Annotated in this window: 18 protein-coding genes and 1 pseudogene; 8 read left to right on the top strand and 11 right to left on the bottom strand. The window is 65.2% G+C overall.

The window, feature by feature from the left end:
* Positions 1-57: 57 nt before the first annotated feature.
* The 3 genes from dxs to BLT92_RS18275 form a co-directional block, all read right to left on the bottom strand.
* Positions 58-1998, bottom strand: coding sequence for a 1-deoxy-D-xylulose-5-phosphate synthase (gene dxs / locus BLT92_RS18285; RefSeq protein ID WP_092107916.1), 1941 nt, complete (start codon positions 1996-1998; stop codon positions 58-60).
* Between the two features lie 1091 nt (positions 1999-3089).
* Positions 3090-3266: a hypothetical protein gene (locus BLT92_RS18280; RefSeq protein WP_172802630.1), complete on the bottom strand. Its 177-nt coding sequence runs from the start codon at positions 3264-3266 to the stop codon at positions 3090-3092.
* Positions 3267-3468: 202 nt separating this feature from the next.
* Positions 3469-3843 carry a winged helix-turn-helix transcriptional regulator gene (locus BLT92_RS18275; RefSeq protein ID WP_092107911.1) on the bottom strand — a complete coding sequence of 125 codons (375 nt, stop codon included), beginning with the start codon at positions 3841-3843 and terminating at the stop codon, positions 3469-3471.
* A gap of 69 nt (positions 3844-3912) precedes the next feature.
* Here BLT92_RS18275 and BLT92_RS18270 point away from each other — a divergent pair, with 69 nt between their 5' ends.
* Positions 3913-4308, top strand: coding sequence for a RidA family protein (locus BLT92_RS18270; RefSeq protein WP_092107909.1), 396 nt, complete (start codon positions 3913-3915; stop codon positions 4306-4308).
* Between the two features lie 186 nt (positions 4309-4494).
* On the opposite strand, the gene BLT92_RS18265 is transcribed toward BLT92_RS18270, so the two are convergent.
* From BLT92_RS18265 to BLT92_RS18255, 3 genes are all read right to left on the bottom strand, one after another.
* Positions 4495-5316: a stage II sporulation protein M gene (locus BLT92_RS18265; protein ID WP_197679644.1), complete on the bottom strand. Its 822-nt coding sequence runs from the start codon at positions 5314-5316 to the stop codon at positions 4495-4497.
* A 44-nt stretch (positions 5317-5360) separates the two neighbouring features.
* Positions 5361-6323 (bottom strand): CPBP family intramembrane glutamic endopeptidase, encoded by a 963-nt coding sequence (locus BLT92_RS18260; protein ID WP_092107907.1) that lies wholly within the window; start codon positions 6321-6323, stop codon positions 5361-5363.
* Between the two features lie 80 nt (positions 6324-6403).
* Entirely contained in the window at positions 6404-7057 is a 654-nt protein-coding gene (locus BLT92_RS18255; protein WP_092107905.1) for a hypothetical protein, read from the bottom strand.
* A 107-nt stretch (positions 7058-7164) separates the two neighbouring features.
* Between BLT92_RS18255 and BLT92_RS18250 the strand changes: the two genes are divergently transcribed.
* From BLT92_RS18250 to BLT92_RS18235, 4 genes and pseudogenes are all read left to right on the top strand, one after another.
* Positions 7165-7767, top strand: a complete 603-nt coding sequence (locus BLT92_RS18250) for a TetR/AcrR family transcriptional regulator (RefSeq protein ID WP_092107903.1) — start codon at positions 7165-7167, stop codon at positions 7765-7767.
* A 309-nt stretch (positions 7768-8076) separates the two neighbouring features.
* Positions 8077-9045, top strand: a complete 969-nt coding sequence (locus BLT92_RS18245) for a quinone oxidoreductase family protein (protein WP_197679643.1) — start codon at positions 8077-8079, stop codon at positions 9043-9045.
* Positions 9046-9198: 153 nt separating this feature from the next.
* Positions 9199-9780 carry a TIGR03086 family metal-binding protein gene (locus BLT92_RS18240; RefSeq protein WP_092107901.1) on the top strand — a complete coding sequence of 194 codons (582 nt, stop codon included), beginning with the start codon at positions 9199-9201 and terminating at the stop codon, positions 9778-9780.
* Positions 9777-10565: pseudogene (locus BLT92_RS18235) on the top strand (SDR family NAD(P)-dependent oxidoreductase). Before BLT92_RS18240 ends, BLT92_RS18235 begins: the two are co-directional and overlap by 4 nt.
* Before the next feature lie 90 nt (positions 10566-10655).
* On the opposite strand, the gene BLT92_RS18230 reads toward BLT92_RS18235, so the two are convergent.
* Positions 10656-11183 carry a DUF6506 family protein gene (locus tag BLT92_RS18230; protein WP_092107899.1) on the bottom strand — a complete coding sequence of 176 codons (528 nt, stop codon included), beginning with the start codon at positions 11181-11183 and terminating at the stop codon, positions 10656-10658.
* An 81-nt stretch (positions 11184-11264) separates the two neighbouring features.
* On the opposite strand from BLT92_RS18230, the gene BLT92_RS18225 reads away from it, so the two are divergent.
* Positions 11265-11891: a TetR/AcrR family transcriptional regulator gene (locus BLT92_RS18225; protein WP_092107897.1), complete on the top strand. Its 627-nt coding sequence runs from the start codon at positions 11265-11267 to the stop codon at positions 11889-11891.
* 63 nt (positions 11892-11954) lie between these two features.
* On the opposite strand, the gene BLT92_RS18220 is transcribed toward BLT92_RS18225, so the two are convergent.
* From BLT92_RS18220 to BLT92_RS18210, 3 genes are all read right to left on the bottom strand, one after another.
* Positions 11955-12362: a nuclear transport factor 2 family protein gene (locus BLT92_RS18220; protein WP_157691500.1), complete on the bottom strand. Its 408-nt coding sequence runs from the start codon at positions 12360-12362 to the stop codon at positions 11955-11957.
* Positions 12359-12829: a VOC family protein gene (locus BLT92_RS18215; protein WP_092109599.1), complete on the bottom strand. Its 471-nt coding sequence runs from the start codon at positions 12827-12829 to the stop codon at positions 12359-12361. Before BLT92_RS18215 ends, BLT92_RS18220 begins: the two co-directional genes overlap by 4 nt.
* Before the next feature lie 519 nt (positions 12830-13348).
* Complete coding sequence (locus BLT92_RS18210) at positions 13349-14251, bottom strand: LysR family transcriptional regulator (RefSeq protein ID WP_092109597.1); 903 nt, start codon at positions 14249-14251, stop codon at positions 13349-13351.
* A gap of 100 nt (positions 14252-14351) precedes the next feature.
* Here BLT92_RS18210 and BLT92_RS18205 point away from each other — a divergent pair, with 100 nt between their 5' ends.
* Positions 14352-15293 carry a DMT family transporter gene (locus tag BLT92_RS18205; RefSeq protein ID WP_197679640.1) on the top strand — a complete coding sequence of 314 codons (942 nt, stop codon included), beginning with the start codon at positions 14352-14354 and terminating at the stop codon, positions 15291-15293.
* Between the two features lie 95 nt (positions 15294-15388).
* On the opposite strand, the gene BLT92_RS18200 is transcribed toward BLT92_RS18205, so the two are convergent.
* Positions 15389-16291, bottom strand: coding sequence for an EamA family transporter (locus BLT92_RS18200; RefSeq protein ID WP_269457402.1), 903 nt, complete (start codon positions 16289-16291; stop codon positions 15389-15391).
* A gap of 116 nt (positions 16292-16407) precedes the next feature.
* Here BLT92_RS18200 and BLT92_RS18195 point away from each other — a divergent pair, with 116 nt between their 5' ends.
* Positions 16408-17295, top strand: a complete 888-nt coding sequence (locus tag BLT92_RS18195; RefSeq protein ID WP_092107889.1) for a LysR substrate-binding domain-containing protein — start codon at positions 16408-16410, stop codon at positions 17293-17295.
* Positions 17296-17301 lie beyond the last annotated feature (6 nt).

Genomic DNA, 17301 nt, shown 5'->3' with positions numbered 1-17301 from the left:
CTCTGTTCGAGGGCCTGAGGCTTTCGGATGGCGCAGAGTGGCAGATTCCTCCGCGAATCAGACAGCTCTGCGCGATCCCTGCTGAGCTCGGTTCCTGACTTCTGCAGGCAGAATATGGACGATCTCGGATACCATCGTGGCCACGTCGAGTCCCGCGTATTCGAGGATCTCGTCGCGGGTGCCCTGCGGTAGGAACTCATCGGGAGCTCCGAGCTCGAGGACTCCGATGCGTGAGTCGGCAGCCCGCAGATCGCTGCGGATCTGCGAACCGATTCCGCCGATCTTCACGCCGTCTTCGATCACGGCCACAAGACTGTGCTCAATCGCCATGTCGATGACACTGCCTGGCACGGGCAGCACCCAACGCGGGTCGATGATCGTCGAGGCTATGCCCTGTTCGGCCAAGTCCTCGGCCACTTCCTGAGCGCGTCCGGCGAACGGCCCGACGGAGACGATGAGCACGTCCTTGGCGGCGCCTGTCGGCACCTCCCGCAAAACGTCGACGCCATCGTCGAGGCGGCGCACCGCCGGAATGTCCGCGCCTACGCTTCCGCGGGGGAACCGGATCACGGTCGGTGCGTCCTCGATGGCGACGGCTTCGGCCAGTTCCTCCGTCAGACGCGCGCCATCACGAGGAGCTGCGAGCTTGAGTCCGGGCACGATCCGCAGCATGGCCATGTCCCAGATACCGTGGTGGCTGGCGCCATCCGGTCCGGTGATCCCGGCTCGGTCGAGGACGAAGGTGACTCCCTGGCCGTGCAGGGCAACGTCCATGAGCAGCTGATCGAAGGCACGGTTGAGGAATGTCGCGTAGAGACACACGATCGGGTGCAGTCCGCCATAAGAAAGTCCTGCCGCGGATGCCACGGCGTGCTGTTCGGCGATGCCGACGTCGAAGACCCGTTCCGGGTACGCCTCGGCGAACTTCGCGAGCCCCACGGGCAGCAGCATTGCAGCGGTGACGGCGACGATGTCATCACGCGACTGTGCCAGCTGCACTACCTCTTGGCCGAAGACGGACGTCCATGAGGTCTGCTTCGAAGGGGTGGACTTGCCCGTCCGCGGGTCGATGACGCCGACGGAGTGGAACTGATCGGCATCGTCGTTGAGAGCCGGATCGTAACCCTGACCCTTCTGAGTGATCATGTGCACGATGACGGGTCCGCCGTCGTACTGCTTGGCCCGTTGGAATGCTTTCTCAACGGTCGGCAGGTCGTGCCCGTCGACCGGTCCGAGGTATTTGATCCCGAGTTCGTCGAACATTCCGGCCTGCTCCGCGCTGACCATGTCCTTGAGACCTCGTTTGACCCCGTGGATGGCGCTGTACGCGGCTCGTCCCGGTGCACCCGACTGTTGCAGAGTCGACTTTCCCCAGGACAGCAGCTTCTCGTAGCCCGAGGTGATGCGCAGCTCGTCGAGGTGTTCGGCGAACCCGCCGACCGTCGGCGCGTAGGAGCGGCCGTTGTCGTTGACGACGATGATGAGCTTGCGCGGCGGAGTCGACTTGTCGGCCGCAATCGTGTTCAGGGCTTCCCAGGCCATTCCGCCGGTCAGTGCCCCGTCGCCGATGACGGCGACGACATGGCGGTCGCTCTCCCCCTTGAGCTGATGGGCCTTGGCGATTCCATCGGCCCACGACAGTGATGCTGAGGCGTGGGAGTTCTCGATCACGTCGTGTTCGCTCTCGGCCCTGCTGGGGTATCCCGAGAGGCCGTCACGCTGGCGCAGGCTTGAGAAATCGTCCATCCGACCGGTGAGGAGTTTGTGCACGTAGGTCTGGTGGCCGACGTCGAAGAGAATGGTGTCGTGTGGGGACTCGAAGATGCGGTGCAGTCCGAGCGTGAGTTCGACCACGCCGAGGTTGGGGCCGAGGTGTCCACCTGTGCCGGCGACCGTGGTCACCAGATAGTCCCTGATCTCCTTCGCCAGAACTTCGCATTCGGCGTCATCGAGGTCACGCAGCTGTGATGGCGAGTTGATCGACTCGAGGAATGTCATTCGGCCTCGCTCCTGAATGCAAAATAGATGGTCTGGTACTGCAATTTCCGCTCGAATCATCTTAACGCTTCATGGCACAGAGTTGGTCCTCCCCCGAGTTCAGCGGGCTCTAGGTGTGTCCGAATCCACTCCCGAATCACAGGACACGACGAAGACCAGCGGGTGGTTGGCGACTCTCATCACTGCCACGAGCCGTCCCCAACGGCACCTGGCACCGTTGCTCGCAACAACAACCCCTGCAGAGGTTGTTTGTGGCACTGACGGCGAACATTGCACAGACAAAGGTCTGAGTTGGGAGCAATGGTGAACATCAGCCGCGACGGTAGGACGTGGTGCTCGCGGAAGGAGGCGCTGCTCGCGGAAGGGGGCGCTGCTCGCGGTAGGACGTGGCGCTTGCGGTATGCCCTGAACATCCACGCACACCGACGCGGAGAACATGCGGGTACGACGAAGGCCGGTGGGGCGAACCCACCGGCCTTCGTCGATCAGTGCTGACAGCGATGGAACTGATATCGATCAGACACGCTGTCGATCAGCAAGTCGCTGATCAGAGGCGCCGTCGCTGAGACGACTCATCCGGATCAGGCAGTTGCGAGCTGACGCAGCACGTACTGAGACATGCTTCGCTGAACTGTGCGGTAGTTGCACTTCTCTGTCGGCAAATCACCTGGTCAGGTGCATATTATAGGGCGCGACGGGGCTACCTGCAGCTGCGATATACCTACGTCCGACATGCTTCGCTCGCGGTATTCGAGTCGATTTTTCAGTCTCGTTAAGCTCGGTACTCGATGGAGCTGCGCGGCCAGCATAGTCTTGCCGCCTCCCGGTGGAATACGGGATACCGATAGTTATACATGGTGCTGCAACCCCCGCATGGCCAGGCGAAACACTGCGAGCATCACATGTACAGCAGGACCGGGCTTCGCGGTTGATGTACCTGTGACTTCGAACAACGCTGGGGTCGCAAAGACGATGCTCGACCATTGGTCCTCATCATTAAGTGTCTCGGAGTGCCGGTCTCGGGCGAGTCATTTCAGGGACACGGTCTCGAGGACCGCTCTCCGCTGGAGCGTCCGGGATCAGGGTTCGTCTCAAGGAGATGCTCCCAAGACGCCGACGCCCACCAGGATCGCGGCCACCTCGATCACCGTCGGGCCTATTGTGGCAGCCCTCGCCGAGATCCCTTCGCCGTCGAGCGGGAACGCCCATGACGCGCCGGTCACGGCGACCGGGATGCCGCTGACGCCGGCCCACATGGAGAGTGGCACGCGCAGCAGCAGTCCCAGCACGACCACTATGGGCGCGGCGGCGATCAGCAGCAGGCTCTTCCCCTAAATCACGTGGCGTAGTGACCCGGCCGTACTGGCTCGCGGACCGAGGTTAATCAGGACCAGGGCGGGACCGCGGCGATGCTCCGTCATGAGCGAGGGCCTGGCGGGACAGACGAACCACTGACTGTCGGCGACGCCGTCACGGCCGGGTGTCGAAGTGGTCGCGCGCCTGCTCGATCTCGGGCAGGTGCGCCGTAGCCCAGTGCAGGATGGCGTCGATCGGCTCGCGCAGCGTCTTGCCCAGCGCGGTGATGCGGTACTCGACGGCGACGGGCCTCGAGTCTATGACGAGCCTGACGACCACTCCGTTGCGCTCGAGCCGCCGCAGCGTTGCCGAGAGCGACTTCTGCGTCACGATTGGGATTGCCCGGCGGAGCTCGTTGAAGCGCAGCGGGCGTTCGCACAGCTCGTCGAGGACCTGCAGCGACCACTTGTCGAGGACCTGGTCAAGCAGCTCGCGGTGCGGTTGGACGATCTCTACATGCCCCGAGGGTGGGCGGGTGGTTTCCGGCATGACACCTGGTCTCCTTGAAGTTGCCTGTGGTGACCAAGTATTCATGAGTTACCCAACCAAGGAGGAATTATGAGCGTAATCCTGACGACACCCGAGCCGATGCAGCCGGCCCCCTACCACCACGTGGCCATCGCCACCGGCACCCGCCAGGTGCACGTGGCCGGCCAGATCGGCCGCGACTCCTCGAACCCGGGCGACCTCGCCGGGCAGGTCGCCCAGGCACTGCGCAACACCGCACACGGCCTGGCCGGCGCGGGAGCAGGCTTCGCGGACGTTGTTCGGCTGACCTTCTACGTCACCCGGTGGAACCCCGAGCAGATGAACGACTTCATGGCAGGCATCGACGCCGTCGCACCCGATGTCGGACTCCCCCAGCCGATGCCGCCGGCATCGCTGATCGGCGTAGAGTGCCTCTTCGAACCCGACGTCCTGGTCGAGGTCGAGGCAACCGCAGTCATCGACTGAAGGGGCCGCGGCGTGGGACGCGCGATCGTCGAACTACTGCTCGCCGGCGATGCCGGCGTCGTGGTGATCGAGCTCGATCCAGCAGCCGTCGAGTGGATTGCGACGCATCCACGCCACGAGCAACTGGTCGCAGTGGCTGGCGGTGCTGCGGAGCCCACGGCGGCCGAGCAGGCCGTCGACAGGGCCTCATCCTGCGATCAGCCGAGGAACCAGATAGATGAGCGAGAACGCCTCGTAGATCGCGCCGACGATGAGCAGTGCCAGCGCGGGCAGGCTGAGCCAGCCCATCCGCCGCAGCCCGAGGACGTATCCCCTGCGGCGATTCTGAGCGTCGATGTTCCTCGGGCGCAGCCAGGACTTCCCGAGCAGGTAGGAGCTGAGCACGAGGAGAATGTAGGCCTGGAACTCGAGGGCGAGCGTCAACAAGTGCGGGATCGGGGTGATGGCACTGGTCTCGTCGGCCGGAGCGAGCGTCAGACCGGTGAACGCGCGGTATGCGCAGATCAGGATGCCCGCGAAGGGCACGATCATCGAAGGCACCAGGATCGAGGCCAGGCCGACCGTCAGCGTGTTGACTGCCAGGATGGTCGCGGCGAACAACCACGCGTTCGGGCAACGACACGACCAGGTCGATCGTCCCGTCGAGGTCAGCCGGGCGGCGTGCAAGTCGGTGAAAAGCATTCCCGCGGCCATGCCGGCCAGCAGCAGCCTGTACATGAGGACGTTGAGGGCGATGTAGGGGGCGAGGTCGGCGCGGATGATCTGGACGGGCGCGCGAAGGAATCGCAGGGGCTGGCACCCTGGTTGAGGGGGACGAACCGGGTTCGTAGCGGACGGTGTCACGCTGGAGGAGGCAGCCGCTCGGCTGGTAGAACCGTTGGTGGTCTCGGAGCGACGCGCCGAACTGGGCAATATGCTGAGAATCGCAGAGCGCAGCGAAGTCGTCACACCGCTGGTGAGGACCTGGCGTCCCTGACAGATCGCGCGAGAACCGACAGGAAGCTTCAATCAAGGATTATGCGCTAGTGGCGAGACACGCCGTATCTAGCTGGTCATCGCTCTCGGCTGACCTCCGTGGTGGCTCCTGGGGTGAGGGCTGGGCCGGTCGTGCGGGTCCACCACCAGATCACCGCAGTGATGACAATGACGACGAGGGCGGGAAGAAGCTGGTACGGCGTTCCAACCCCCGCCGATCGGTCCTGGATGACCGCACCGAAGTCGATGCGCAGGTAGAAGGCGGCGATGAAGCTGAAGGTGTTGAGGATCGCGTGGAGGACGACAGCGATCTCCAGGCCGCCGGTGCGCCAGGTGATGATCGATAGGCAGGTAAAGAGCGTCAGGTACCAGGTGATGATGTATGGGTCGGTGGAGCCGTGCATGGCGGTGAATAGCACGCTGGTGACCACGACGCCGGCGACGAGTCCGGCGAGGGAACTGCGCGTCCAGCTGCCGATGATGCGGAAGACCAGCCCGCGAAAACCGTACTCCTCGCCCGAGGTCTGCAGCGGAGTCAGGAGCACGGTGACGAGGAACATCGCGATGAGGTCAGTCTGTGACCACGGGACCTCCTCGGCAGGGGCGAAAAACCCCAGGGCGTTGACGACGAGCCATGCGGGGCCGAAGACCAGCAGCGCCTTGCCGAGGACATCGAAGCGGAACCACGAAGTCACCGAGTGCAGCGACGCGCCGGGCACACCGTAGAGCCATCGTTGGATGAGCATGCTCCACGGGATGAGAAGAGCGAGGCCGATCATGCTTCCCGCGTGCCGGAGTGGTGTGTAGTCGGTCGGGCTGTTTTCCAGTTGGGTGTCGATGAACGCACTGAGCCAATTCATCGTCACAGAGAAGAAGACCAGTCCAGCGAGCAGCAGCAGGATCGCGAGGATGCCGCGAGCTATGCGACGATCCTCGCCAGCGAGGACTCGGTGATACTCTACCCCGCTGGGAACCGAGGGAATGTTCGTCGGGCCGGATCCAGGTGTGAGGAGCCACACCGGCTTGGTTGTCGTCTTCATACAATTCCTTCCGTGGTATTCAATGACCTGCCCGGAGTTCACGTGCGGTCGAGGTGGTTGTCGCGCTCGAGAAAGCGGCCTCAGGTCACGGCTCCATCGAGCAGCCAGTGGTAACGCAGTCGGAGCCCGCGTTCCATGCTGGCCAGCGCAGCTGCGACGACGAGGGTGACGTTCAGCCACAGCGGCAGGTGGATGGGAGATTCGATGCGGCCCACGTGTTCGAGGACCGGTGGGATCTGGGAGATTGGCTCGATGACCTGCAGGAGGTTCAGTCCGAGCCCGACGATGAGCAGCAGCACGGACACGGCCCCGATCCATCGGCTCACCGACGGGTGGTGGCGGTCGAGGCGTAGTCGGCGTCCCACCGCTGACCTCGGATCCGCGGTCAGTTGCTGCTCCGCACTATCGGAGCGGATGTAGTGCATGCGTTTGAGGCCGAAGCCGCTGATCGCGACCTCGATGGTTCCATCGTCGATGGGGAACGCTGCCGGCAGTGTGGATTCGGCGTGGTGCCTGTCATCGACGTACAAGTGCGCCTTGCCGTTGTCTCCGCCTTGCTTGCCCCAGAAACGCACATCAACGGCATGGCGGAACCCCCGCGCGCTGGCAATGGCCGGAAGGTAGAACAGCTTGCGCCCGGACAGCAGCTGCCACCAGCGAAAGGGTTGCAACGGACGCCCATCGCCAGCCTTGATGCGCTTCGCGGCTCGACGTTGCTTCCAGTCCTCCAGCATCACCTGGTGCCCTCCCGTCGTGAACGAACAGTCAACCAATACGGTGTATTGGTTCTGTGATCGAGGGTAGCATGGTTGATTAATACGGCGTAACGGAAAGGAGGGTCATGGAGCTTCGACCACCTGAGGGCATCGGCAGCAGGGACAGGATCCTGTGGGCCGCGGCGACGATGCTGGGAGAAGAGCCCGGTGCGGTGATGAGTGTGCGAGCAGTCGCGGCCCGTGCCAGGGTGAGCACCGGATCTCTTCAGCACCACTTCCCCACCAAACGCGCACTGATGGATGAGGTGATGACCCTGGTCTACGACCTGGTACTGCCCGAGGACAACATCCACGACACCTCGATACCGGCACGGGAGCGGCTCGTGGCATGCCTGCAACGCCTTCTGGCGTCGGTCGGAGCCGATCCGCGCGAGGCGTGGCGTCAGACCTTCGACCGCTACATCGCAGCCGAGCCCTCCGCAGCGGCCGGCGCGGAGTACCTGGCCATCGAACGAGAACTTCGCCGCCGCATCGAATACTGCCTCAACGTCCTCCAGGACGAAGGCTCACTCGAACCGGGAGACAACGCACGCCGGGCCCAGATGCTGTTCACCATCGTCAACGGGCTCTCCATCGCACAGGCGCTTCCCTCGGACGAATCACGGATCTCCACCGAAATCGAGGTGCTGTACGCAGCCGTCGACTGCACCATGGTTCACCGGACATGAAGGCCGACTGATGCGAGTGTCCACCGGGACGGTCACGAAGGACCCGGGCCACCACAAGCCTGACACCGTTCGGCGTGCCAACCATGCGCAGCCCCGACGGGTGATCGCAGTGCCAGGAAGACGCGCCCGAGAACCTGCGACGACCACGTGAGATCGCCGTCGGCAGTGCCGGTTTCCGGCCCCTTCGGTAGCGCCCGCCCTGGGGGGCATCGCTGCCGGTCGCGGGGCGTGAGCTGAAGCCGCCCGGAGCGTCGATAACGCCGCCGTTTAGCGGCCGAAGTTATGCCATTCACAAGCAGATGACAAGGAATGCAAAAGATGCTAGCAGCAATGTACGACCAGCCCGGCGAGCCTGAGGTTTTGTACGTCAGGGACGTCTCGACTCCTTCGCCCGGTGCTGGAGAGGTACTGATTCGGCATCGGGCGGTCGCCATCGAAGGGGGCGATTTGATCAACAGGGCACTGACACCACCTGATGCAGCCGGTTCCCCTCTGGGCTACTCCGCTGCCGGGGACATTGTTGCAGTCGGCGAGAATGTCGAGCACCTGAAGGTGGGTGATCGGGTCAGTAGTTTCGGGTCCGCAGGTTCTCACGCCGAGTTGAGATGCCTCCCTATCCAGCAGGTTTGGGTCCTTCCAGAGAACCTGTCGTACGACAAAGCCGCAGCCCTGACCATCCCTTTTGGAACAGCCGATCACAGTCTCTTCGCGGTGGGCGGCCTCAGCGAGTCTCAGACAGTCCTCATTCAGGCCGGAGCCGGCGCAGTGGGGTTCGCCAGCATACAACTGGCCCGACAGGCGGGCGCACACGTCATCACGACCGTGGGCGGCATCGACCGGGCACAACAGCTGCGCAATGCCGGAGCACACCACGTAATCGATTACACGAACTCGAATGTAATACAAGCTGTGACTGAACTAACAGACGGACGCGGCGTCGACCTTGTCATTGACCCGGTCGGCAGCACGCTTCAGAATTCTATCGGCAGCTTGGCAGCAGGCGGACATCTGGTCTTCAACGGAAATGCCGGCGGTACACCGCTACAGGTCGACCTGTGGCCAGCTCTGCAAGGCAATATCCGTCTCAGTGGAGTCTTCATGGGAACTCAGTTCGCGCAAACTGCCGTTCGTCACCGCATTACAAGCATGTTGCATCGAGCAGCGAAGAGTGCCATTACCGTTCCAATAGATCGACATTTTGCACTCACCGACGTCGTAACGGCTCATCATTATGCCCAAGCACGCAAAAGCATCGGCCGTGTGATCCTTCGGCCTTGACCCGCTACGGACCTGGGCCCTTGCCAATCCTTCAGAGTTGCCCGCGTCTATAAACACATCGACAGGAGTTTCCGGCGCGGTGCACTGGCCTCCATGTCACCGTCACCCCGCACACTGGATTGGTACCTCAACCCCAACCATAAGGAGCTCTCAATGACGGCCAGTACCACTTTCGATCCGCGTCCTCAACTCGCAGCCTCGCTCGACCAGGTCGAGCGCCAGATCGACTCGATGAAGCCAGACGACCTCGGCCGACCGACCCCCTGCGCCGAGTACGACGTGCGCACCCTTCTCGCCCATCTCATCGCGGTGCTGCGCAAGCTCACGGCCGTCCGCGCCGGCGACAACTTCGCCGAGGTCACCGATCCGGCCGACGACCTTGACGACGACGGGCGCAGCGCCTTCAGGCACGCCCGTGCAGAACTGGAGCGGGCATGGACACCAGATGCGGCCCTCGAAGACAAGTACACGCTACCCTACGGCACCATGACCGGGCGCGAACTGCTCGACGCGTACACCCACGAGTTCACCGTCCACGCCTGGGACCTGTGCCGCGCGCTCGGCGACGGCGACGACCTCGACCCGGAGCTGGCCGTAGCCGCTCTCGACTGGTACACGCTCAACGTTCCGGCCGACGACCGTTCCGAGGGCGGACCCTTCGGACCGGCCGCTGCGGTAAGCGACGACGCCGACCCGTACACCCGGCTCGCAGCCTTCGTCGGTCGGTCCACATGAAGGACCACGGCGCGACTCGCTCGTACGTGGTCACCGGCGGTGGGCGCGGAGTCGGTCGTGCCATCGTCGAACGGCTACTGGCGGACGGCGCTGCCGTCGTCGCTCTCGACCTCGACCCGGAAGCGCTGGCCTGGACGGGCGACCATCCAGCCAGTGCCCGGTTGGTCTCGGTGGCTGGCAGCGCTGCCGACCAGGACGTGTGCGACCGAGCCGCCGACGAAGCCGAGCGGCACGGGCGACTGGTCGGCTGGGTCAACAACGCCGCAGTGTTCAGGGACGCAGCGCTGGACACCGCGAACGCCGAACAGATCCTCGACCTGATCACCGCCAACCTGGCTCCCACCGTCGCTGGCTGCTCAGTCGCTGTCCGCCGCTTCCTCGCCACTGGCGAAGGCGGGGCGATCATGAACGTCTCCAGTCACCAGGCCCAGCGGGCCGTGCGAGGAGCACTCCCCTACGCCACCGCCAAAGCCGCCGGCGAGGGATTCACCCGGGCAGCGGCCGTCGACCATGGTGGCACGGGCATCCGAGTGAACGCCGTCGCGCTGGGCTCCATCCGCACGGAGCGCTATGACGCCCACCTGGCCGAGCAGGGCCCCGAGCTGGCGGCGCAGACCGAGCGATAGATGGCCGCGCTGCATCCCCTGGGGCGGGTCGGCCGAGGGGATGAAGTAGCTGCCACTGTCGCGTACCTGCTGTCCGACGCAGCGAGCTTCGTCACCGGCACCATCGTGCCCGTCGACGGCGGTCGAGCCGCCCGTGGCCCTGACCCAGAAGAGATGTAGCGGTCCCTAACAAGGTTCGGCTGACCAGGATGGTCCGCAGCGATCTCTCGAAGCGGTGCGCAGTTCGACGGGGTGAGAGTGTGCTGTCGGTCAGTCGTCGTAGCCGACGAATCCCACCGGCACCTCACCGCCGCTGCCGCGCAGCACCGCGGCTGCGTGCTCGAGCGTCAGGCCGCGGTAGAGCTCGACCAGGCCTGCGTGCGCCTCTGCGAGGCGTCGTCCGACCGACTCCGCTTGCTCGATGCTCTCAATCGGGATCAGGGTCACGTCCGGATGCTCGACCTCTTCGGTTCCCTCGTCATCCGGATAGAGGAACGCCTGGGGGCCGAGGATCTCTCCTGCGGCGAAGGCCTGCTTGAACCCGGCGATCCGTTCCAGCGACTCAAAGCCGTACCGGACCAGGCCCAGCCGGGCTCGACCGCCGACCGCGGCGCGCACCGCGTTCGCCTCCAACGCTCCGACGCCGCCGCACAGCTCGATCCGCTCGAACCCCTGATCGACGCTCTCCGCCGCCGTCGACACGAGATCCTCCCCCGTACTGCCGACGATCGTCAGTCCTGGGGCCCGTAGGCGGACTCCGGGCGTTCCCTCGTAGATGACAGCCGTGTTCTCGGTCATATTGCCTCCTCGCTTAAAGGTAATTATATTGTGCAATCATATGGCGTAAAGTCGGAGAGTCAAGGAGAGAGGTGATCACGGATGGCAGCACGCGGCCGGCCCCGCGACGAAGCGGCCAGGCAGCGCATCGTGACAGCGGCCACGTCCTTGTTCGTGCGCGACGGGTACGTTTCCACAACGGTGGGAGCGATCGCCGAGGAGGCCCGGGCGGCGGTGAAGACCGTCTACGCCGCCTACGGCAACAAGCTCGGAGTTCTCTCCGCCGCCCATGACCGCGCCGTGCTTGGCGACGACGAACCGATGCCCCTGCTGGAGCACGCCTGGGTCCGCGCACTAGCCGACGGCGGCTCGGTAGAGACTGCGTGGGCGGAGGCGGCCGGGCACCTGGCGGAGTCCACGGCGCGCTCGGCCCCCATCCTGACCGTGATCCACGCCGCCGCGGCCGATCCCGGCGTCGCCGACCTGCAGGCACAGCTGCGCAGACACCGCCACAGCTTCAGCCTCGGCCTGGCCCGGATCCTGCTCCGCCTGCCGGGTGCGGCCCAGCACGCGAGCACCAGCCGCGTCGCCGACATCCTCTACGCCACCATGACCGCGGAGTCCTACACGCTCTTCGTCACCGAACGCGGATGGACACTCGAGCAGTGGCGGGCATGGGCCCACGACGTCATCGCCCGCGAGCTCACTGCCAACGCTGCGCCGGCCTGAGAAGCCGCCACGTTCGTGGCAGGCCGATGCCCTCTCGTTCCGTAGGGATTCCCTTGTGCCTCGCTATGCCGCCGGGTGCACCGGGCGCGTTGTCCGCGCGCTGATCCGCCAGCCGGATGAAAGGCGCTGGAACGTCTGGGCGGTGTCGAGGATGCGGTCGAGCCGGTAGGTCCCGTCGCTCTGACGCTCGTAGAGCATCAGCAGCGCGGTCAGCTCAATCTCACGATCCTCGTGGCGTCGCACGGCGTCGTTGACGATGACGTGCACCGTGTGCCGCTCGGTCTCACCCTCACGGGCGGCGAGAAAGTCGGCGATCCCGTCGTGGCCGCGCAGCGTGGTGCCGCGGGCGTCGAATACGGCGTCGGGTGTGAACAGCTCGAGCGCGTCGGTGGCCCGTCCCTGGTCGATCGCGGTCAGGAAGTCGATCAGCAGCGTCCGGCACTGCTCGGCGTCCGTGCCCGGGCCGCTCACGCGTCCCGCCCCGTGGAGTCGTTTCCGAGGTCGATGGCGGGCATCGGGGCAGCGCCGGGCTTCCAGGTGGCCAGGAAGTCGGGCTGCACGGCGTGGTCGACGAGTTCGAGGCGGATGCCGAGGCTGTCGAGGCGGTGGTAGGTGAACGAGCGGCCGTAGGGGCAGGAGTCGAACTCCAGCGGTGCGCCGCGCTCGGCGAGGCGCTGCTTGTCGGCTGCGACGTCGTCAGACCAGTACCCGAGGTGGTCGAATCGGGAACCCGCCGACGCGTCCCACGGGCTGCCGAGAGGGCCCTCGATGACCTCGAAGAACGGCGGTCCCTCAACCGAGAACACGATGCGGTAGTCCCAGGGCCCGAGCTTCCCGTCGCGGGCGGGGCTCCAGACCATTCCCAGGGCACGGGTCAGATCGGCGGTGGCCCGGTCGAGATCCTGTACGACGAAGCACAGATGATAGAAGCTGCTCACCCGCCCAGTCTCGCACGACATCACGCGCATCCAACAGGGTCCCGGATACCGATCCGGTTGTGGGGCTCCGGTCGGCATGGCGCGGCGGACGGTCGGGGTGCGGTCTATCGGAGCGCGGCCGTCAGCGCGGTCGTCACCCCCGTCCCGCCGGCGGGTGGCCGTCCTGCGTTCTGGTGCGTGCCGCGGCTCTCAGGGCGGTGAGTCCGGCGTGGTTGGCGGGGTGCTGGGAGCTGCCGCGGCGGACGACGGTGATTAAAGCGCCGCGAAGGGGCCGCCGTACCGTTGAGGGGGATGCGGACGACGGGGTGGTCGGCGGGCAGGGGCACGATGCACAGGGTGAGGCACACGCCGAGCCCGGCCGCGACGAGTGCCGAGACGGCTAACCATTCCTTGGCCTCGTGGGCGATCTGCGGCCCGCAACTACGGGACCCAATCGTGCCCTAATCGCCCCGCGAGCAAATCCGCCATTTGCTAACCGGTCGGTGCCACCGCGACCTGTTCATTGTAAATGCTGCTCGCTCAATCGGTGCCCGCGGCGGTGCAAAGAGCGTTCAGCCCTGTGGCCACGACCGGATGCTCCCGACTTCCCCGTCGTACGCAGGTCAACACTTGCCTCGTGGGAGCGTCGCGAACGGGCAGGCGTACCACCGGGTAGTCGGGAGGGAGCAGGAACCCGAGGCGGGGAATGAGCGAGACACCGAAGCCGTGGGCCACGAGCGCGGCGACGCCGATCCATTCCTTCGCCCGGTGGACCGTGTGCGGACGAAAGCCTGCTGCTGTACAGGCGTGCAGTACCAGGTCATGATGGTGAGACTGCCGGGGGTCTGGGGTGATCCAAATTTCGTCGGCCAGCTCGTGCAGCGACGCGATGCCCGCGCCAGCAAGCCGATGATCGGCGGGCAGCAGGAGATCCAGCGGGTCGTCCATCAGTGGCTGCTGGTCAAATTTGTGATTGCCCACCGCCGCCATCTGGGGTGTTGCCACCGTCACAGCGATGTCGACGACTTCGGCCAACAGCAGACCGAACGCGTCTGCCGTGTCCGCCTCCGAGACCTCCACCTGGATGCCGGGCGTTAATCGGCGCAACCGTGCGGCCGCGGGCGCTACCAGCGCAGCGACGGCGGTGGGGAAGCCAGCCATCCGCAACACCCCAACCGCCTCCTGACCGTACCCGGCGAGATCGGCCTGCGCTAGCTCCCAATACTCGTGCAACCGGTCGGCGTGGCGAAGCACCGCACGCCCCGCCGGGGTGAGGCGGACGCTACGCCGGTGGGGCTCCAGCAGTTCGAGCCCCACAGTGTCGGCCAGGGCCCGGATCTGCTGAGACACCGCCGACGGCGTCAGGTACAGAGCCGCCGCGGCGGCAGTCACCGTGCCGCACTCATCGACGAGGCGCAGCACGTGCAGGCGACGATCAAGCATGTAGCCAAATCTAACAAGTTCCTCACGGAAATTGAAGCTGGAGCTGACGTTGCACGACGCGCAGACTGGAGCATGGACCATCGCATGCGAAAGGATGAACGTGGAGCCTGCACCCGATACCCCCTCCTCGGCGCACATGCCGGAGGTCGTGGGCCGGCCGCCGCTGGCCACGCTCCCGGTGCTGGCCGTCGCCATCGTGGCCATCTCGACCGGACCGGCTCTGATGGCCGCGGCCGCCGCCCCGGCGCTGGCGATGGCCTTCTGGCGCACCACTCTCGGCAGTGCCGTCGTCGTCCCGGTTGCGCTGCTACAAGCTGGGCAACGCCGTCACCTCCTCGCCCTGCCCCGAAAAGAGCGCCGCCTGGCCATCGCCGCAGGGCTGCTCCTCGCGGCCCACTTCGGCACGTGGATACCGGCGCTGGAGCTGACGTCTGTGGCCGCCGCCGCTGCATTGACCTCCACCCAGCCCGTCTGGGCTGCACTGCTGGCCCGCCTGCGGGGCCAGCGCCTCCCCGTCCGTGCCATGGTCGGGATCGGCGTGTGCTTGGGCGGCGTTCTCCTGCTCACCGGCGTCGACCTGTCGCTGTCGAACGATGCCTTGGTCGGTGACCTCCTGGCACTGGCAGGCGGCATCTTCGGAGCCGGCTACATCACGCTCGGCGGCGAGGTCCGGCGCACCGTGCCCACCATCGCCTACACCGCTATCTGTTACCCGGTCGCCGCACTGACCCTGCTGGCCGTATGCCTACTCTCCGGCCAGCAGCTGGCGGGATACTCGGCCAGCACCTGGCTCATGATCGGCGGGGTCGCACTCGGCGCTCAGCTGCTTGGCCACTCACTGTTCAACACCGCCCTGGCCACGACCTCGCCGACAGTCGTGTCGCTGGCCATGCTGCTCGAAGTCCCCGGAGCGGCACTGCTGGCCGCGGTATGGCTCGGCCAGCTACCGTCGACGATCGCACTGGGTTCAATCGCGCTGCTACTCGGCGGCGTGGCCCTGGTGGTCACTGCCAGCCACCACACGCGTCGGCTGGCAAAGTGATCGGTCCCGCCTTGTGCCTCGGCGGCGAGGAGTTCCCCGCGGACTGGAATGTAACGTCTCCCGCGTGACCAGTGAATACGAGGAGCGGGGCATCTTCAGCCAGCGATGTTGATCAGTGGGAGAACCAGGGCGGCGATAGCGAGCCCGGTAATTTGTGATCCACTGAGGCGTTCTTTGAGCACCAGTAGCGCCAGCAACACCGGCAGGGCTGGATAGAGGGCAATGGCGATCATCACCGGAGCAAGGGCGGCATCACGCGTGGCGTAGAGATAGGAGATCATCGCCAACGCTGCCAGGCCTCCCACCATGACGGCCTTGCTCAGATTGGCTGTGCCCCCTAAGGGCAGGAAACGTCCAGAGCGGATACGCAACATGAGAAATAGCGGGACGATGCTGACCAGTTGGCCGATCAGCATCGGGGAGGCTGGTTCTGGCGAGGTGATGCGACTCAAAGCAAACAACTGGATGGCGTACCCGAGTCCAGCGATCAACCCGTAAAATATCGCCGTGGCGTTGGCCCTGGACCTGTCCTGAGCCGCTGCAGGAGCTGAGACGGACGTAGACGGTGGGACGCCCGCCACCGGTACGGCCCCTGGTGTGTTGGTTGGTCGGCTGAGCAGCCAGGTCGCCGGCACCAGTAGGAGCGCGGCCACGATCAGCAGGACATCGACGTGATCTCCCAAGACCAGGACCGAAAGCAGGAACGGCACGGCCACTGAGACGATGCTGGTCACAGGCACCACCACCGAGATGCGGCAGGCACGCATCCCCTCGTAGAGGGCACCGACCCCGAGACCGGCACCGACCCCGGAGACAACAGCCCACACCATATCGGTGCTCTCGGGCCAGCCGACCCAAGTGAACAGGGTCCAGATCAGGAACAGGACCGCCCCGCCTGCCTGGGAGCAGACCGCAACGTTCATCGCCGGTACGCGCCGGGAGAGCACCCCGTTGAAGAAATGCGACGCGCCGAACATGACCGCGGCAGCGATACCCAGCAGCTCACCGATACTCCATCACTCCCTCATTCCACGACGCGTTGGAGTTCATCCTCGCTGGTTGCTGAGTTGACGTCCAGTTCCTAATCCGCAACGAAACCGTTTACCATGAAGTCATGTTAGATCGGCGGATAGAGCTCCTGCGGGTGCTGGAACAAGCTGGGACGATCACCGAGGCGGCACAGCTGCTGCAGCGCAGTGTCTCGGGGTACTCTCGCCAGCTGCGCAGCCTGGCCGATGAGCTGGGCGTCGAGTTGCTGGAGCACCATGGCAGGCAGGTGCGCCTGACACCGGCAGCTCACCGGCTGGTCGGTTTCGCCCACGACACCCATACAGCGTGGGAGCAGACCAAAGCATCCCTGGCTGAAGACGGGGAACATGTCACCGGCACACTCCGGATCGGAGCACACCCAACCGCGCTGTCAGCTCTCGTGATACCGAACCTCGGTGGATTGGCAGCGCAGTATCCCCACCTGCGAATCAGCCTCTCTGAGGCCGAGGCACCGCAGTGTTTCGATCAGCTGATCGCTGACGACCTCGACGCGTGCATCGTCGCCACCCAAGCCGGTGTGCCAACGACCAGTGACCGGCGGTTCCACCAACATCGCCTCCTGGCAGAACCCATCGACGCGCTGGTGGCCTCAATCCACCCTGCCTCCGGCAGGATGAGCATCGGACTCGCTGAGCTTGCGCAGTACCCCTGGGTGCTGCCTGCCAGAGGCAAGTCCGGTCACGAGGAGATACTAAGCGCGTGTCACGCGGCAGGATTCGTGCCCCCGACGAACCATTACGCCCACGACACGCAGGCTGTGGCCGATCTGGTCCAAGCAACCGGAGCAGTCAGCCTGACCTCCAGGTTCGCAAACTACCGATCCGAGGCCGTGCGTATCCCGCTGGTCGGCAGCCCAGCCCCGACACGTCAACTCTTACTCTGCACACGGGCCGGCACAGAAATCAGCGGCCCCGTGCAGACACTCATGCAGCTCATAGGACCAAGGCGCTGATTGGCT

It is taken from the genome of Brevibacterium picturae, assembly GCF_900105045.1.
In the GTDB taxonomy this organism is placed as follows: Bacteria; Actinomycetota; Actinomycetes; order Actinomycetales; family Brevibacteriaceae; genus Brevibacterium; species Brevibacterium picturae.
This window is presented reverse-complemented; position numbering and strand designations above follow the sequence as displayed.

Bases quoted from the DNA above. Each gene is read 5' to 3' on its own strand.
- dxs (WP_092107916.1), bottom strand. From the start codon at position 1,998: ATGACATTCCTCGAGTCGATCAACTCGCCATCACAGCTGCGTGACCTC.
- BLT92_RS18275 (WP_092107911.1), bottom strand. From the start codon at position 3,843: ATGCCGGAAACCACCCGCCCACCCTCGGGGCATGTAGAGATCGTCCAA.
- BLT92_RS18270 (WP_092107909.1), top strand. From the start codon at position 3,913: ATGAGCGTAATCCTGACGACACCCGAGCCGATGCAGCCGGCCCCCTAC.
- BLT92_RS18260 (WP_092107907.1), bottom strand. From the start codon at position 6,323: ATGAAGACGACAACCAAGCCGGTGTGGCTCCTCACACCTGGATCCGGC.
- BLT92_RS18255 (WP_092107905.1), bottom strand. From the start codon at position 7,057: ATGCTGGAGGACTGGAAGCAACGTCGAGCCGCGAAGCGCATCAAGGCT.
- BLT92_RS18250 (WP_092107903.1), top strand. From the start codon at position 7,165: ATGGAGCTTCGACCACCTGAGGGCATCGGCAGCAGGGACAGGATCCTG.
- BLT92_RS18245 (WP_197679643.1), top strand. From the start codon at position 8,077: ATGCAAAAGATGCTAGCAGCAATGTACGACCAGCCCGGCGAGCCTGAG.
- BLT92_RS18240 (WP_092107901.1), top strand. From the start codon at position 9,199: ATGACGGCCAGTACCACTTTCGATCCGCGTCCTCAACTCGCAGCCTCG.
- BLT92_RS18230 (WP_092107899.1), bottom strand. From the start codon at position 11,183: ATGACCGAGAACACGGCTGTCATCTACGAGGGAACGCCCGGAGTCCGC.
- BLT92_RS18225 (WP_092107897.1), top strand. From the start codon at position 11,265: ATGGCAGCACGCGGCCGGCCCCGCGACGAAGCGGCCAGGCAGCGCATC.
- BLT92_RS18210 (WP_092109597.1), bottom strand. From the start codon at position 14,251: ATGCTTGATCGTCGCCTGCACGTGCTGCGCCTCGTCGATGAGTGCGGC.
- BLT92_RS18195 (WP_092107889.1), top strand. From the start codon at position 16,408: ATGTTAGATCGGCGGATAGAGCTCCTGCGGGTGCTGGAACAAGCTGGG.